The organism is Xanthomonas prunicola (assembly GCF_002846205.1).
GTDB classification, from domain to species: Bacteria; Pseudomonadota; Gammaproteobacteria; order Xanthomonadales; family Xanthomonadaceae; genus Xanthomonas; species Xanthomonas prunicola.
This window is the reverse complement of the sequence record NZ_PHKV01000005.1, coordinates 187,693-202,284: the sequence shown is the minus strand read 5'-3', so window position 1 is coordinate 202,284 and position 14,592 is coordinate 187,693. Positions and strand designations below refer to the sequence as shown.

General features: G+C 64.2%; 15 protein-coding genes and 1 other RNA gene. 5 read left to right on the top strand and 11 right to left on the bottom strand.

Annotated features, from left to right (window positions below; all coding sequences use genetic code 11):
- Positions 1–5: 5 nt before the first annotated feature.
- The 10 genes from XpruCFBP8353_RS16065 to XpruCFBP8353_RS16010 form a co-directional block, all read right to left on the bottom strand.
- Positions 6–1,184, bottom strand: coding sequence for a flagellar assembly peptidoglycan hydrolase FlgJ (locus tag XpruCFBP8353_RS16065; protein WP_101364104.1), 1,179 nt, complete (start codon positions 1,182–1,184; stop codon positions 6–8).
- 1 nt (position 1,185) lies between these two features.
- On the bottom strand, positions 1,186–2,304 hold the full coding sequence (locus XpruCFBP8353_RS16060; RefSeq protein ID WP_007971976.1) for a flagellar basal body P-ring protein FlgI: 1,119 nt from the start codon (positions 2,302–2,304) through the stop codon (positions 1,186–1,188).
- Positions 2,305–2,314: 10 nt separating this feature from the next.
- A complete protein-coding gene (flgH, locus tag XpruCFBP8353_RS16055; protein WP_019300291.1) occupies positions 2,315–3,007 on the bottom strand; it encodes a flagellar basal body L-ring protein FlgH in 693 nt (230 codons plus the stop codon).
- Positions 3,008–3,045: 38 nt separating this feature from the next.
- Positions 3,046–3,831 carry a flagellar basal-body rod protein FlgG gene (gene flgG / locus XpruCFBP8353_RS16050; RefSeq protein ID WP_042822359.1) on the bottom strand — a complete coding sequence of 262 codons (786 nt, stop codon included), beginning with the start codon at positions 3,829–3,831 and terminating at the stop codon, positions 3,046–3,048.
- 706 nt (positions 3,832–4,537) lie between these two features.
- Positions 4,538–5,293 carry a flagellar basal-body rod protein FlgF gene (flgF, locus tag XpruCFBP8353_RS16035; protein WP_019300290.1) on the bottom strand — a complete coding sequence of 252 codons (756 nt, stop codon included), beginning with the start codon at positions 5,291–5,293 and terminating at the stop codon, positions 4,538–4,540.
- Positions 5,294–5,443: 150 nt separating this feature from the next.
- Positions 5,444–6,667, bottom strand: a complete 1,224-nt coding sequence (flgE, locus tag XpruCFBP8353_RS16030; RefSeq protein WP_101364101.1) for a flagellar hook protein FlgE — start codon at positions 6,665–6,667, stop codon at positions 5,444–5,446.
- A gap of 31 nt (positions 6,668–6,698) precedes the next feature.
- Entirely contained in the window at positions 6,699–7,364 is a 666-nt protein-coding gene (locus XpruCFBP8353_RS16025) for a flagellar hook assembly protein FlgD (protein WP_101364100.1), read from the bottom strand.
- 37 nt (positions 7,365–7,401) lie between these two features.
- The gene (flgC, locus tag XpruCFBP8353_RS16020; protein WP_005914451.1) at positions 7,402–7,809 is read right to left on the bottom strand and encodes a flagellar basal body rod protein FlgC; all 408 of its coding nucleotides are present in this window, start codon (positions 7,807–7,809) and stop codon (positions 7,402–7,404) included.
- Between the two features lie 3 nt (positions 7,810–7,812).
- On the bottom strand, positions 7,813–8,214 hold the full coding sequence (gene flgB, locus XpruCFBP8353_RS16015) for a flagellar basal body rod protein FlgB (protein WP_014503325.1): 402 nt from the start codon (positions 8,212–8,214) through the stop codon (positions 7,813–7,815).
- 335 nt (positions 8,215–8,549) lie between these two features.
- Positions 8,550–9,494 carry a chemotaxis protein CheV gene (locus XpruCFBP8353_RS16010; RefSeq protein ID WP_003482947.1) on the bottom strand — a complete coding sequence of 315 codons (945 nt, stop codon included), beginning with the start codon at positions 9,492–9,494 and terminating at the stop codon, positions 8,550–8,552.
- A gap of 278 nt (positions 9,495–9,772) precedes the next feature.
- Between XpruCFBP8353_RS16010 and XpruCFBP8353_RS16000 the strand changes: the two genes are divergently transcribed.
- The 5 genes from XpruCFBP8353_RS16000 (at position 9,773) to XpruCFBP8353_RS15980 (ending at position 12,736) form a co-directional block, all read left to right on the top strand.
- Positions 9,773–9,848, top strand: a non-coding RNA gene (locus tag XpruCFBP8353_RS16000) — sX9 sRNA.
- 125 nt (positions 9,849–9,973) lie between these two features.
- Positions 9,974–10,618 (top strand): flagellar basal body P-ring formation chaperone FlgA, encoded by a 645-nt coding sequence (gene flgA / locus XpruCFBP8353_RS15995; protein ID WP_101364098.1) that lies wholly within the window; start codon positions 9,974–9,976, stop codon positions 10,616–10,618.
- A 66-nt stretch (positions 10,619–10,684) separates the two neighbouring features.
- On the top strand, positions 10,685–10,996 hold the full coding sequence (gene flgM, locus XpruCFBP8353_RS15990; protein ID WP_014503328.1) for a flagellar biosynthesis anti-sigma factor FlgM: 312 nt from the start codon (positions 10,685–10,687) through the stop codon (positions 10,994–10,996).
- 15 nt (positions 10,997–11,011) lie between these two features.
- Positions 11,012–11,344, top strand: a complete 333-nt coding sequence (locus XpruCFBP8353_RS15985) for a flagella protein (RefSeq protein ID WP_003482942.1) — start codon at positions 11,012–11,014, stop codon at positions 11,342–11,344.
- 165 nt (positions 11,345–11,509) lie between these two features.
- Positions 11,510–12,736, top strand: coding sequence for an ATP-binding protein (locus XpruCFBP8353_RS15980; protein WP_101364097.1), 1,227 nt, complete (start codon positions 11,510–11,512; stop codon positions 12,734–12,736).
- 134 nt (positions 12,737–12,870) lie between these two features.
- Here the strand turns inward: XpruCFBP8353_RS15980 and XpruCFBP8353_RS15975 are convergent, their stop codons facing one another.
- On the bottom strand, positions 12,871–14,592 hold the full coding sequence (locus tag XpruCFBP8353_RS15975) for an EAL domain-containing protein (RefSeq protein ID WP_101364096.1): 1,722 nt from the start codon (positions 14,590–14,592) through the stop codon (positions 12,871–12,873).

Below are 14,592 nucleotides of genomic sequence, written 5' to 3'. Positions count from 1 at the left end.
TTACCTCAGCGACGGATGGTGCCAAGCCCGGCCGGCTCGGCGGTACTGGCATAGCGGTTGGACAAATCGGCCGCCGCGTTGCCAATGGCGGCCACCGCACGGTCGATGGTCGGGCCGTGAGCGATCGCCGCGATCTTGGCCGCATAGCCCGGATCGGTGGCGTACCCAGCCTGTTGCAAGCCGCGTGCAAAACCCTTGATATCGGTGCCGGCCTGCAGTGCGGGCTGGTAACGGCTGTTGTTCTTCAGCAGCCGCACGTAGTCGGCAAAGCTCTCCTCGGCCGAGCCATAGGCGCGGAAATCGGCGGTTTCGGTGGTTTTGACACCGTTGACGTATTCGTGGGTGCCGGTGGTGACCTTGTCGCCGCTCCAGCCGGTGGCCTTGATGCCGAACAGGTTGTTGGAATCGCCCCCATTGCCGATGCCGCGACGGCCCCAACCGGTTTCCAGTGCGGCCTGTGCCACCAGCGCGCGCGGGTCCACGCCCAGTTCGCGCGCGGCTTTCTGCGCATGTGTCCAGATCTTGGCGACGAAGCCTTCCGGGGTGCGCTCACCCAGGCTGGCAGCGGCGCTGCTGGCGGCGCTCGCAGTGACGGCGGCGTTGGCATCAGCCGCGTCGCTGGCGGCCACATCGGCCCAGCGGTCGTTGGCCGACGGCCAGCTCAGTGCGGCGGCATCGTCGCCGCCGGCTTCGCCAGCGCCGGTGCGCCCGGCAATCAGATCCAGCACCTGGCTCATGCCGATGCCGGTCAGGTTGCCTGCGCCCAGGGCCGCCTTCGCGACGCTGCTGGTGGTGATGCCGCTGGCCGCACCATCGCGCGCAGGCAGCGGCAACGACGCATCGCGCTTGCCGGCAACGAGGGAGTAGGCCTTGGCCGCTTCGGCGGTATTCAACGAGGTGTTCAGCGCCGGGCCGCCGGTGTCGCCACTGAGCTGCTTGGAAATCATCGCCGACAGCCCCAGCCCCTTGCCCTCGGTCAACGCCTTGGCCATCTGCTGGTCGTACATTTCGCGGAACATCTGGTTTTCGCCCGGAAACATCGGGTCGCCGGAGCTCGCATCGCGCATGCTCTTGACCAGCATCTGCGCGAACTGACCTTCGAGCTGACGTGAGACCTTGTCGATCTTTGCGGGATCGGCCTTGGTGCTCGGGTTGAGATCAATGGGCGAGGCTGCAATACGCATGTCAGATCACCTCTAGCTCCGCGGTGAGCGCACCGGCTTGCTTGAGCGCTTCCAGGATGGCCACCAGGTCGCCGGGAGCGGCGCCCACTTCGTTGACTGCGCGCACGATCTGATCGAGCGTGGTACCGCCTTCAAACTTGAACATGCGGCTGCCTTCGGAGGTGGCGGTGATCGTCGATTGCTGGGTCACTGCGGTGCGGCCACCGCTGAAGGCGCCCGGCTGGCTGACGTTGGTGTTTTCGCTGATGGTCACCGTGAGCGAGCCATGCGCAATCGCCGCTGGCATCACCCGCACCAGCTGGCCGATGACCACGGTGCCGGTACGTGCATTGACCACGACCTTGGCCGGTGCATCGCCGGGCGAGAGTTCGACGTTTTCCAGTCGCGACAACAGGCCGATCCGCGCGCCCGGGTCGGTCGGCGAGCGCACCGCAACGGTCACGCCGTCCACCGCACGTGCGGTTCCGGCACCGAAGCTGCTGTCGATCGCCGCGACCATGCGCGAGACGGTGGTGAAGTCGTTCTGATGCAGGTTGAGCGTGATCTCGCCGGTGCCGGCAAACACGTCCGGCAATGCACGTTCGACGGTGGCGCCGTTGGGAATGCGACCGACGCTGGGCACATTGACCGAGACGCGCGAGCCGTCCTTGCCTTGTGCACCGAAGCCGCCGACCACCAGGTTGCCCTGGGCCATTGCGTACACCTGGCCATCGGCGCCTTTCAGCGGTGCCATCAGCAGCGAGCCGCCACGCAGCGACACGGCGTTGGCGATCGAGGAGACGGTGATGTCGATCGGCTGGCCGGGCTTGGCGAACGGCGGCAATTCGGCGTGGATGGCCACGGCCGCGACGTTTTTCAGCTGCGGGTTGACGTTCGCCGGAACATTGACGCCCAGTTCGCCGAGCAGGTTCTTCAGGCTCTGCACGGTGAAGGGCGCCTGGCTGGTGCGGTCGCCGCTACCGTCGAGGCCAACGACCAGACCGTAACCGACCAGCGCGTTGCCGCGCACGCCGCCGACCTGGGCAAGATCCTTGATGCGCTCGGCGCTGGCCGGCGCGGCGATCGCGCACAGCGCAACGGCGGCAGCCAGTAGACGGAAGGGCAGAGAAGACAGATTCATGGTCGCAGGCTCAGTAAGGCGACAGACGGGAATTGAAGAAGCGGCTCAGCCAGCCCATTGCATTGGACTGCGCGATCGCGCCACGGCCGCCGTAGGCGATGCGCGCGTCGGCCACCTTGCTGGAAGGCACGGTGTTGTCTGGCGCAATGTCGGCGGCGCGCACGATGCCTTGCACCTGCACCAGTTCGTCACCCTGGGTCAGGCGCAGGTTCTTCTGCCCCTGGATGACCAGATTGCCGTTGGGCAGGCGCTGCATCACGGTGACGGTGACGCTGCCCTGCATGCGGTTGCTCTGTGCGGTGTTGCCCTTGCCGGCAAAGCTGCGGTCGCCGCTGGTGCTGTTTTCCAGCACGTTCAAGCCACCGACGGTGAGCGGCGCGCCCAGCAACGTCGGCGCGCCCATGGTGGTGGCGTCTTTCTTGCTGATGCTGGTGTTGGCGGTGGACGAGGCGGTGGTGCTTTCGACCAGGTTCACCGTCAGCAGATCGCCGACATCGCGCGCACGGCGGTCGCCGTACAGGTTCAAGCCGGGGCCGGCGGCGTAGATCGCGCCGGCGGTCGGCTGCGCCACCGGTGCAACCACCGGCACGATCGGCGCCAGTTCGGCGAACGGGCGTACATCGCCGGCGGCCACGCAGCCACCCAGCAGCGCGCTGCAGGCAATGGCGAGGCACAGGGAGGAGAGGGAAGGCAGGCGTGACATGGCGTTGATTCCTGAGAGGGCGACGAGCGGCGAACCGATCAGACGTTGTTGTTCAAGTAACCGAGCATCGAATCGGTGGTGGAGATGGCCTTTGCGTTCATTTCGTAGGCGCGTTGCGTCTCGATCATGCTCACCAGCTCTTCCACCGTATTGACGTTGCTGCCCTCCAGCGCGCCCTGCACGGTGTTGCCCAGGCCGTTGAGGCCAGGGGTGCCGTTCTGCGCGGGGCCGGAAGCGGTGGTTTCGACGAACAGGTTTTCGCCCTTGGCCTGCAGGCCCGAGGGATTGATGAAGTCGGTGAGCGTGAGCGCGCCGATTTCCTGTGCGGCAGCCTGGCCGGCGAGGGTGACGCTGATGGTGCCGTCGTTGCCGATGGTCAGCGACTGCGCGCCTTCCGGCACCTGGATGCCCGGCTGCAGCGGGTAGCCGCTGTTGGTGACCAGTTCGCCCTGGGCGTTGATCTGGAAGGTGCCGTCGCGGGTGTAGGCAGAAGTGCCGTCGGGCATCTGCACTTCGAAGAAGCCGCGACCGTTGACCATCACGTCGAGCGCGCGGCCGGTCTGCTGCTGGCTGCCCTGGTCAAAGCCCTTGAACGTGGACACCACGCGCACGCCGGTACCCAGTTGCAGGCCGGTCGGCAGCTGCGTCTGCGCGGAGGTCGAGCCGCCGGGCGCACGCACCTGTTGGTACAACAGGTCTTCGAACGCGGCACGGTCGCGCTTGAAGCCGGTGGTATTGGTATTGGCCAGGTTGTTGGAAATGACCGACATGCGCGTCTGCTGCGCATCCAGTCCGGTTTTTGCGACCCACAAAGCCTGATTCATGACCCGATTCCTCGTTAGACCCGGGGATGTGTTCCGGGCACGGCTGGGTAGATGCACGTGCCGTGCCAAAGTCGCGTCGGATTTCTGCCGGCTGTGCGCGGGATCACGCCGAGCAGGGTGCGGCGGCCTTCGCGGGGCAGGGCTGGCAGCGGGTAGGCAGCGGCTAAGCGGAAGCGGTGAAAACCTGCGCGGCAGATCAGGCGCGGTAGATCGGTCGCCGGTCAGCGATGTGTTTGACCACGTGTAAACCCTTTGCGCTGCGTGCGGAAGGGTTCTTGGGATTTGCCGGCTGGCATTGCGACGCCGTCAACAGGCTGGTTGGTCGAGCGCGCGGCGGCCTCACCGCCCGCGGGACACGCCGCAAGTACGTCCATGTAGGCTCGGTGGCGGCCTCCATGCCGCCACACGGTCCCGCAATCGGCGAGGACACCGCACCAGACAGTTGGCTGGCTGTTTTATTGAAAACCATGCACACCGACCATCTCGACAGGTCCTTGCACGCCCACCCTCGCGGGACCTTACGCGGAATGGATGCCGCGTAAGAGCCTACACGGACGTACTTGCGGCGTGTCCCGCGAGGGTGGGCGGGCGGCCCTGCAGCCAAGTCACAAACCAGCCGCTCTGCAGCGAAATTGGGCGGCCGCCATCCAGGTGCTCGGCAGCGCGGCAAGCCAACCGGCGGTCGGGCAGTGGGCGCCAGTGGCGCTTAGCCGCTGACCCGCAGCAGCGAATTGGCCGACTGCGCGTTGTCGTCGCCGTTCTTGATGATCTTGACCTGCATTTCGAACTGCCGCTGCAGCTGGATCATCTCCACCAGCGCGCCAGCCGCATCCACGTTGCTGCCTTCCAGCATGCCGCTGTTGATGGTCTTGCCGGTGGCGACCGCAAATGCCTGCGCCGGGTCGGTACTGGTGTTGCGCATCAGTCCGTCTGGGCGCCGCGTCAAACGGTCGGCGGGCGCATCCACCACCTTCATCTTGCCGACGATGGCCATGGTCTGCGGGCCTTCGCCCTGCGGAATGATCGAAATACTGCCATCGCTGCCGATCTCCATCGCCTGGTGCGGCGGGATCGTCATCGGGTTGCCGCCTTCATCGAGCACCGCATGCCCGTTGGCGGTGACCAACTGGCCATTGGCGGTGAGCGCCAATTCGCCGTTGCGGGTGTAGGCCTCGCTGCCGTCGGGCGATTGCACCGCCAGCCAGCGGTCCTGCTGCAGCGACACATCCAGCGGGTTGCCGGTGACCTTCTGATGGCCCTGGCTGCGATCGAAGCCCTGATCCACGTGCAAGGCATCGATCCGCGACGGATAGCCCTTGCCCTGGATCTTGAACGCCTCGGTGTTGGCCAGTGCGGCCTTGAACCCCACCGTATCGACGTTGGCGAGATTGTGCGACACGGTGCTCTGCGCCTGCAGGGAGGCGCGGGCACCGGTCATCGCAACGTAGAGGGCTTTGTCCATGGGGCACCGGGAATCGGAAATGGAGAATCGGGAATCGGGAATCGTAAAGGCGGGATTGCTGGAGACTGGAAGAAGGGGGCAAGGCCGGCATCCGATACACGCAATGCCAGCTCTTACGACTCCCGATTCCCCACTCCCGCTTCCCAGCCGTTAACGAATATTGATGATCGTCTGGGTGACCTGATCCTGGGTCGAGATCATCTGCGAGTTGGCCTGGAAGTTGCGCTGGGCCACGATCATGTTCACCAGCTGCTCGGTCAGGTCGACCGTGGACGATTCCAGCGAGCCGGATTCGATCTGGCCCAGATCCGATGTGTCTGGCGCACCGGTGCGCGCGGCGCCGGAGGTGTAGCTTTCGGCCCACATGTTGTTGCCCTGCGACTGCAGGCCCTGCGGGTTGACGAAGCTGCTCAGTGCGACCTGGCCCAGCGGCTTGTCGGCACCGTTGGAGTAGCGCGCGAACACCACGCCGCCGGTGTCGATGCTGATCTCGTTGAGCTTGCCGCTGGCATAACCGTCCTGGCGGGTGTCGCGCAGCGCGAAGGCTTCGCCGTACTGGGTCGAGCCGCTGACATTGAGCTGCATGTTCAGCACGCCCGCGCCGGTGCTCGGGGTGAACGGGTCCATCGTGATGATGCCGTTGGCCGGGGTGGTCAGCGAGCCGGTGTTGGAGAACTGCAGCGTGGTCGGCGCACCGACCGCGGCGCCGTCCACGTAGTTGTGCACCTGCCATTCGTTCGGATTGGCGGTCTTGACGAAATAGGAGGTCTGCACGTGGCTGACGCCCAGCGAGTCATAGACGTTGATGCCGCCGGTGGAATGGCTGTAGGTCTTGTCGTCGGCCGGGCTGAACGGGGTCACCGTCGGCGCGGTGGCATTGCCGGGCAGGGTGAAGGCCAGGTTGACCGTGGAGGTCGACTTGGGCGGGCTGTCGGTGGTCAGCAACTGCAGGTCCGACAGGCGGCCCACGTCGAAGCCATTGCCGCTCGGGTTGGGAGCGAACACCTGCAGGCGCGCACCCTGCGGATTGACCACGTAGCCGTTGGCATCGGTCTGGAAGTTGCCGGCGCGGGTGTACATCTTGGCGCCGTTGGAGGTCACGGTGAAGAAGCCCTCGCCGGAGACCGCCAAGTCCAGGCTGCGTCCGGTCGGGTCGATATTGCCCTGCGAGAACTGCTGCGCCACGTTACTGACCCGCACGCCCGAACCCACTGCATTGCGCGACAGGCCGTAGCTGGTGCTCTGGAACATGTCGGCGAACTCGGCGCGCGATTCCTTGAACCCGGTCGTGTTGACGTTGGCGATGTTGTTGGACGTAACGTTCAGATCGGCATTGGCTGCGTTGATGCCGGACAACGAGGTATTGAAAGCCATGGATGAGGTCCTTTAAGTGTCGGTTGCCGGCTCAGCTGACGCGGAGCACGTTGGCGAGCGGGGAAGTGCCTAGCCCGGTCAGATTGAGATACAGACCGTCCGAGCCGATCGTGACGCTGTCCACCGGTGCATCGACATAGGTGGACAACTTGCTTTTGGAGCCGGCGGTGTCGGTCTGGGTGGCGGTCACGCCGTATTTGCCGGCGGCCATGCGGTTGCCGTTGGCATCGGTGCCATCCCAGGCGAACGACACTTCACCGGCGGCGCTGGACGGCACGCTGATCTGTTTGACGAAGGCCCCGTTGGCGTCGGTGATTTCAAAATTGACGGTGCCGGCCGAGGTCGCGGCGACCACGCCCTTTGCCGAGCCGGTGGCATCGATCGCCACCTGCGCCGAGGGCACCAGCACGTTGTGACCAACCAGCGCCGCGCCCTTGAGCACCTGATCGCTGCTCATCGACGTTGATAAATTGCTGAACTTGGTATTGAGGTCGCCGATCCCCTGCACGGTGGAGAACTGCGCCAGCTGGCCAAGAAACGCGCTGTTTTCCATCGGCTTGAGCGGGTCTTGATGCTGCAACTGCTCGGTCATCAATTTGAGGAAGTCGGCCTGGCCGAGCGACTCCTCTTTTTTGGTGGTTTTGCTGCTGGTACTCAGGCCCAAGTTTTTGTAGATATCGCTGGCGATCGTGCTCATCTGGAGGATTCCGTTGGTATGGGGCAGCTAGGAAGGGTCAGCGACCCATGGTCAGGGTCGCGAGCGCCAGTTCCTTGGCGGTATTGAGCATTTCCACGCCTGCCTGGTAATTGCGCGAGGCGGAAATCATGTTGACCATCTGCGAAACCGGGTCCACGTCGGGCGAGAACACATAGCCATCGGCATCGGCCAGCGGGTGGCCGGGCTCGTAGCGGCGGATCGGCGGCGCATTGGTGGTGGTGATCTCTTTGACGTTCACCGAGGTCAGGCTGGGGTCCTGCCGGCTTTGCTGGGCCTGGAAGATCGGTTCGATCGGCTTGTAGGTGGCCTCGGCCGAGCCCGCGACCGAGTCCGCATTGGCCAGGTTGGAGGCGATGGTGCTCAGGCGGACCGACTGCGCGTGCAGCGCCGAGCCGGCCACATCGAAAATGGGAAGGTTGCTCATGATTTATTGGCCCGTGATCGCGGTGAGCATCGAGCGCACCTTGGATTCGAGGAAGCTCAGCGACGCGCGGTATTCCAGCGCGGCGCGGCCGTAGGCGGCGCGTTCGGCGTCAGGATCGACGGTATTGCCGTCAAGGCTGGGCTGATCGGATTCGCGGGTGATCTGGAACGGGTTGAGCCCGCCGCCACCGCCCACTGCGTAGTGCTTGGCGTCGGTGGTTTGCATCAAGCCGCCGTCCTGCTCGCCCTGCGCCGACTTCAGCGCCGCCTCGAAGTTCAGGTCTTTGGCCTTGTAACCGGGCGTGTCCACATTGCTCAGATTGCTGGCAATGAGCTTCATGCGCTGCTCGCGCAGCGCCAACGCGTCGCCATGGACGCCGAGGAACGAAGAGAAGGGACTGGACACGGTGCTCTCCCGCGAAGTGTTGCCAGGGAGGAAGCAATGTTTGTGCCAATCGAGGTGGTACGGGCCGCGCAACGCGGAGAGTGATCGGCGCTGTCGACCAACGGCAGCTGGCCATCCGGAAGACGCGATGGACCCGTGTCCGCCACGACGTTCGATTCAATCAAGGGTGGCAAGCCGGAAGGTTCGGCATTCCCTGGGGCGCAGTCGGGCGTCGCAGATATCACGTCGAGAGCGCGTCGGCGCACCGACCCAATCCCTAAGCCGCGATGTGCTTGCAGCCCGGTACAGCGCCTTGTTCCTGCGATCGGCGCCGATCCGGCGGCCGATCGACCTGCTCAGGCCGCTTCGGCGACCACCTTCAGGCGAGCCAGCACGTAATCGGCCAGTTCGTGGGCGCTGTACTTGGCCACGAAGGCGTTGGCGCCCACCTGCTCGACCATGGCGTTGTTGAACACGCCCGACAAGGAGGTATGCAGCAGCACGTACAGGCCTTGCAGGCCCGGCGTGCGCCGGATTTCCGTCGTCAGCGTATAGCCGTCCATTGCCGGCATTTCGATATCGGAGATCACCATGGCATAGCGGTCGGCCGGGTTTTCGCCCGATGCCGCCACCTGCAGGAGGTGGTCCAGCGCCTGACGGCCGTCGGATAGCAGGGTCGCCGAAACGCCCAGCTGGTCGAGCACGCTGCGGATCTGCTGACGCGCCACGCGCGAATCGTCCACCACCAGTACCTGGAATTGGCGGTCGTAGGCCACCAACTGCAGCGACGGATCCAACTGCACGTCCTTGCTGACCTTTGCGATGTCGGCCAGCACGCTTTCCACGTCGATGACCTGGATCAGCTCGCCCTGGAACCGCGTCACCGCCGTCAAATAAGTGGCTTCGGCGCCAAGCTCCGGCGGCGGATGGATATCTTCCACCGCGATATTGACGATGCGCTCCACGCCGCTGACCAGGAACCCCTGGACCGAGCGGTTGAACTCGGCCACTACTAGATAGCCGGGGCCGTTTTCGGAGTGCGAATCGCGCTCCGGGTGGCCGATGGCCAGGCCCAGATCCAGTACCGGCACCGACCGTCCGCGCACGTCGGCAACGCCGGCGAACTCGGTCGGCAGGCCGGGCACCTGGAACAGTTCCGGCCGGCGCAGCACTTCCTGCACCTTGAAGACGTTCACGCCAAAAAGCTGGCGTCCGCCCAGCCGGAACAGCAGCAGGGCCAGTCGGTTGTGGCCAGCCAGTCGGGTGCGCTGGTCGATGCGGTTGAGCAGATCGTGGGTCATGGGGCAGATATCGACAGCGCCCTTGGAAAACTTGAGTGGTTTTACGGTTGGCGTGCGGTGCTGTCGGGAATGGGGAGTCGGGAATAGGGAATGGGGAGTCGGGAATAGGGAATGGGGAGTCGGGAATAGGGAATGGGGAATTGCAAAAGCGGAGGGCTTTTTGCAGCAAGCCCGAGGCGAAGGACCTTGCTGTGACGTACTTACGGTGTTCACTAAGAGCAGCTAACAAAACTACTGCGCAGCCCGCCAGGCGGGCGCGGCCGGTGCTCGGAATCGGCATGTACCACTCGTACACTCCGGTTCCTGCGCGCCGTCCGCGCCCACCTGACGGCTGCTCGCTACGTTTTGTTGGCCGCTCTAAGCAAATCGCACGGCAGCAACGAAGACCGACCAAGGCTCAGCCCCCGACCGATTCCCGATTCAAAAAAACAGGCACGCCTCTTGCAGTGTCTGTTCCGTCTTCCTCCGGATCTGGTCCCATGCGCCTGCTCCTGCTTGTCATCTTGTTGGCTGCCGCTCCGGCCTGGGCCCAGAGCTATCAGTCTGTCGATTCCATCCGCGCCGCGGCGCTGGCCACCGTTGGCCCGGACGCCGAGGCCGAGGCCACGCTCGATCCGGGCTTGCGCATGCCGGCCTGTCCGATCGCGCTGCAGGCCCAGCCGACCGGCACCAATACGGTGGAGGTGGCCTGCCCGCAGCCGGCCGGCTGGCGCCTGTTCGTGCCGTTGAAGGTGCGCCGCAACCAGGATGTGCTGGTGCTGCGCCGTGGCATCAGCGCTGGAGAAACCATCTCGCTGGCCGATATCAGTATCGAGAAGCGTGACGCTGCCCGCATCGTCGGTGCGGTGCTGGCCGATCCGGTGGCCGCAGTGGGTAAGTCCGCCCGTCGCGTCCTGCCGGCCGGCTCGCTGCTCTCGGCCAACGATCTGGTGACGCAGCGGCTGGTCCGGCGTGGCGACACCGTCCCGCTGGTCTCGCGCAATGGCGGGCTGGAAGTGCGCATGAGCGGTCGCGCGCTGTCCGATGCCGGCGAGAACGAGCGCGTCTCGGTAGAGAATTCGTCCTCGCGCCGGGTGGTGCAGGGCATTGTTGAAGCCAGCGGAACCGTTGTGGTCTCCAGGTGAAAAATTTCTATAAAGTTTTTTTTCTGGGTGCCGTTATCCCCTACGACCTGTAGAGGAGTTCCTGACATGACCCAGAAAATTGAAGGCAATCTACCGACCGCTGCCACCCTTCGCACCGCGGCCACCAGCAGCAAGATCGCCTCGGCCGGCGAAGATCGCGCGTCTCCAGTAGCCGCCACCCCGCCGACCGACAGCGTCAAGTTGACCGGCGAAGCCACCAACCTGCAGAACCTGCAGCGCGAGCTTTCGCAGTCCTCGGCGATCGACACCGGTCGCGTCCAGGCGGTGAAGGATGCATTGCAGAACGGCAGCTATTCCATCAACCCGGATGCCATCGCCAGCCGCATGATGGATCTGAATCAGCAACTGGCGGGTTGATCCCCGACTGAAAGGATGAACGTGAACGAGTTCCTGCAACGTCTCAGCGATGCGCTGGCCGGCGAACGCCAGGCATTACTCGAGAACGACATCGATGGGTTGATGCGACACACGCAGGACAAGCTGTCGGCGCTGCAAGCGCTCGAAGCGGCGATGCCTGCCGGAGAAGAAGAGCGCCTGCGTGAGCTGGCAGAAGCCAACCGCGCCAACGGCGCGCTGCTGGCACGCCGACGCCGCGAAGTGAACTGGGCGCTGCGTCACCTGGGCCGCACCGAAAGTGCGCCGTCTTACGATGCCAAGGGGCAATCGAGCGTGCTGCGCGGCGGGCGTTCGTTGGCGGTGGCCTGAGTCGCAGGTTGTTTTGCAGCACACCGGGTTGCAGATAACGCAGCACGCCTGAGTCAGCCGGCATGCCTTGTTCTGTCTGCGACACACGCCGGGTAATGCAAGACAGCGATACGGCGCATCAATGGTTCGGCGTATATTGAGCTGTCTTCTACGCTGCCCGCTCCCGTGACCGCCAAGTTTTTTCTCAATCAAGCCTTATTGCCGTCCTCGGACATCCTGCGCGCCTTCGGCGACCAGATGCTGGAGGGCGTGCTGCTGTTCCGCGCAGACGGAAAGCTGATTCTTGCCAATGCCATTGCGCGCCAAAGCCTGTGCAAGGAAGACCCCGGCGACGACCGCAATCTGGGCGAGCGGATTTCGCAGGTATTGCCATCGGACGCACTCAATCAAGCGCGCAGCAAGGGGAGCTGGACCGGCAGCCTGCCGGTGGCCGACCGCGTGGTCATTGCGCACCTGTATTTCAACGACGAGTGCGGCGTCGGGCATTTTCTGGCGCTGTTCCACAATATCGAAGGCCAGCAGGATTACGAGCGCGAGCTGCAACAGCGCCACGCCGAATTACGCCAGGCCTATCTGCGCTTGAACGGTGCGCAGGACAAACTGCTGCAATCGGAAAAGATGGCATCCATCGGCCAGTTGGCTGCGGGCGTAGCGCACGAAATCAACAATCCGATCGGTTACGTGCACTCCAATCTGGGCAGCTTGCAGGAATATCTGCGCAGCCTGTTCACCCTGATCGAAGCCTATGAGCGCGCACTGCAGGCGCCGGACCCGAAGGCGCTGATTCCGGAAATCGATGAGATCCGCAACCGCGCCGACATCGATTTCATCAGCCGCGATCTGCCGCAATTGATGGCCGAATCGCGCGAAGGCATCGAGCGGGTGACCCGCATCGTGCGCGACCTCAAGGACTTCTCGTACTCGGACCGGTCCGAGTCGTGGAAGATGGTCGACCTGCACGCCGGTCTCGAATCCACCATCAACATCATCTGGAACGAGCTCAAGTACAAGGTCACGCTGGAGCGTAATTACGCCGAGCTGCCGCTGGTGGAGTGCCTGCCCTCCGAGCTCAACCAGGTGTACATGAATATGCTGCTCAATGCCGGCCAGGCCATTGTCGAGCGCGGCACGATCGTCGTGACCACCGGTCGCGATGAAGCAGAGAACGTCTGGATCCAGTTTCAGGACAGCGGCGCCGGCATCGCCCCGGATCTCCTGCAACGCATCTTCGACCCGTTTTTCACCACCAAACCGGTGGGCAGCGGCACCGGCCTGGGCCTGTCGATTTCCTACGGCATCATCAACAAGCACCACGGCCGCATCGACGTCGAAAGCACTCCGGGGCAGGGCGCCAGTTTCCGGATCGTGCTGCCGGTGCGGCAGCCGCGGTAGCGCTGCGCGCTGGGAATAGGGAGTAGGGAATCGGGAGAGCGGCTTGCGCTGGTGCTGTGGTTTTGAGGCACGATTTGGCACGCGGAGAATCAAGCGGTAGATATCTGCTCTACCAATTCTCCATTCCCGATTCCCTATTCCCGGCCGTTACGCAGCTCGTCATGCGTGCGAAATGCCTGGCGAATATGCTCGCGCAATTCGTCGTCGTTCCAGGGTTTGGTCAGGAAGCGGTAGATCGCGCCGCGGTTGATCGCTTCGGTCACCGTGGCCAGATCCGTGTAGCCGGACAGCACCAGGCGCACGGTGTCGGGGTAGAGCATCTTCACCCGGCCCAGGAACTCGGTGCCGCTCATGTCGCTCATGCGCTGGTCCGAGAGGATCACCTGCACATCGTTGGTGGCGAGCAGATCGAAGGCATCGCGTACGTTGCCGGCCGCCAGAATCCGGTAGCCGTCGCGACGGAACAGACGCACCAGCGAGCGCAGCACGTTCTCTTCGTCGTCCAGTAGCAGCAAGGTGCGGTCGGGGCGGCTTTCGGCAAACGATTCCGGGCGCAGATAGCGTCGACGTAACGCCATGCCGGCCGATTCCGCCGACATCGGCTCGCCAAATAAATAGCCCTGGAAAATGTCGCAATCGTTGCGACGCAGGAAGCCCAGCTGCGCCTGCGATTCCACGCCATTGGCAATGACCGTCATGCCGAGCTGGTGGCCCATGGCGATGATGGCGCGCGCAATCGCCGCCTCGCGGCTGCCGGCCGGTGCGCTCTTGATGAAACTGCGATCGATCTTCAGCCGGTCCACCGGGTAGCGCACCAGTGCGCTCAGGCTGGAGTCGCCGGTGCCGAAGTTGTCCAGGCTCAGGCTAATGCCTTCGTTGCGTAGGTTGGCCATCGTCTCGTGGACGAAATTGACGTTGTTGGTCAACGCGCTTTCATTGATCTCCAGCGTGACGAACTGCGCCGGCACGCCGGCGGTCTGCAGCATCGCCATGACTTCGTTGAAGAAGCCCGGGCGCAGCAGCTGCAGCGTAGAGACGTTCACGGCAATGCTGAAGTCATCGAAGCCCTGGTCGCGCCATAGGCGTGCCTGACGCACCGCGTTCTGCAGGACCCATTCGCCGATCTGTACGATCACGCCCAGACGTTCGGCGGTGCGCATGAAGCGCTCCGGCACCAGCATGCCCAGGGTCGGCGACTGCCAGCGCAGCAGCGCTTCCATGCCGACGATGCGGCCGTCGCGCGCGCTCACCAGCGGTTGGTAACGCAGGCGCAATTCGCCGTGCGGAATCGCATCGACGATCTGCCGCGCAATGATGCTTTCGCTATGCGCGTTGGTGGCCGAGTTGCGCGTGTACAGCCTTACCGTGTTGCCGCCTTCGCGCGCCGCCTGGTAGCTGGCTTCTTCGGCATAATCCAGGAGCGTGGAGAGCGAGGTGGAATGCTCCGGGCACAGGCTGATGCCGACCTTGCCAGTCATGAACAAGGTGTACGGCAGCACCGACAGTGGCAGTTCCAGTTGCTGGCGGATTTCTTCGGCGAAGTCTTCCGGCAGCGGCGTGTCTTCGCGACGCACAGCCACCACGATCATCTCATCGCTGCCATGACGCCACAGTTTGCCGCGGGTTCCGAGAAACTCTTGAAGGCGGCGCGCTACCAGCGTCAGCGCCTGGTCGCCGACCTCGCCACTCATGTTCTCGTTGATCGAGGCGAAGTGATCGATGTCGACGTGGAAAATCATCAGCGGCGGGCCGCCGGATGCGGCCGCATCCACCAAGTGCAGCAAGTCGGGGTTGCCCGCGCCAAGCCGTGTGGGCTTGACGACTTCCAGTCCGGGCGGAATGACAGGGTTCCACAT

Coding starts and splice junctions, on each gene's coding strand:
- XpruCFBP8353_RS16065 (WP_101364104.1), bottom strand. CDS start 1,184: ATGCGTATTGCAGCCTCGCCCATTGATCTCAACCCGAGCACCAAGGCC.
- XpruCFBP8353_RS16060 (WP_007971976.1), bottom strand. CDS start 2,304: ATGAATCTGTCTTCTCTGCCCTTCCGTCTACTGGCTGCCGCCGTTGCG.
- flgH (WP_019300291.1), bottom strand. CDS start 3,007: ATGTCACGCCTGCCTTCCCTCTCCTCCCTGTGCCTCGCCATTGCCTGC.
- flgG (WP_042822359.1), bottom strand. CDS start 3,831: ATGAATCAGGCTTTGTGGGTCGCAAAAACCGGACTGGATGCGCAGCAG.
- flgF (WP_019300290.1), bottom strand. CDS start 5,293: ATGGACAAAGCCCTCTACGTTGCGATGACCGGTGCCCGCGCCTCCCTG.
- flgE (WP_101364101.1), bottom strand. CDS start 6,667: ATGGCTTTCAATACCTCGTTGTCCGGCATCAACGCAGCCAATGCCGAT.
- XpruCFBP8353_RS16025 (WP_101364100.1), bottom strand. CDS start 7,364: ATGAGCACGATCGCCAGCGATATCTACAAAAACTTGGGCCTGAGTACC.
- flgC (WP_005914451.1), bottom strand. CDS start 7,809: ATGAGCAACCTTCCCATTTTCGATGTGGCCGGCTCGGCGCTGCACGCG.
- XpruCFBP8353_RS16010 (WP_003482947.1), bottom strand. CDS start 9,494: ATGACCCACGATCTGCTCAACCGCATCGACCAGCGCACCCGACTGGCT.
- flgA (WP_101364098.1), top strand. CDS start 9,974: ATGCGCCTGCTCCTGCTTGTCATCTTGTTGGCTGCCGCTCCGGCCTGG.
- flgM (WP_014503328.1), top strand. CDS start 10,685: ATGACCCAGAAAATTGAAGGCAATCTACCGACCGCTGCCACCCTTCGC.
- XpruCFBP8353_RS15985 (WP_003482942.1), top strand. CDS start 11,012: ATGAACGTGAACGAGTTCCTGCAACGTCTCAGCGATGCGCTGGCCGGC.
- XpruCFBP8353_RS15975 (WP_101364096.1), bottom strand. CDS start 14,592: ATGTGGAACCCTGTCATTCCGCCCGGACTGGAAGTCGTCAAGCCCACA.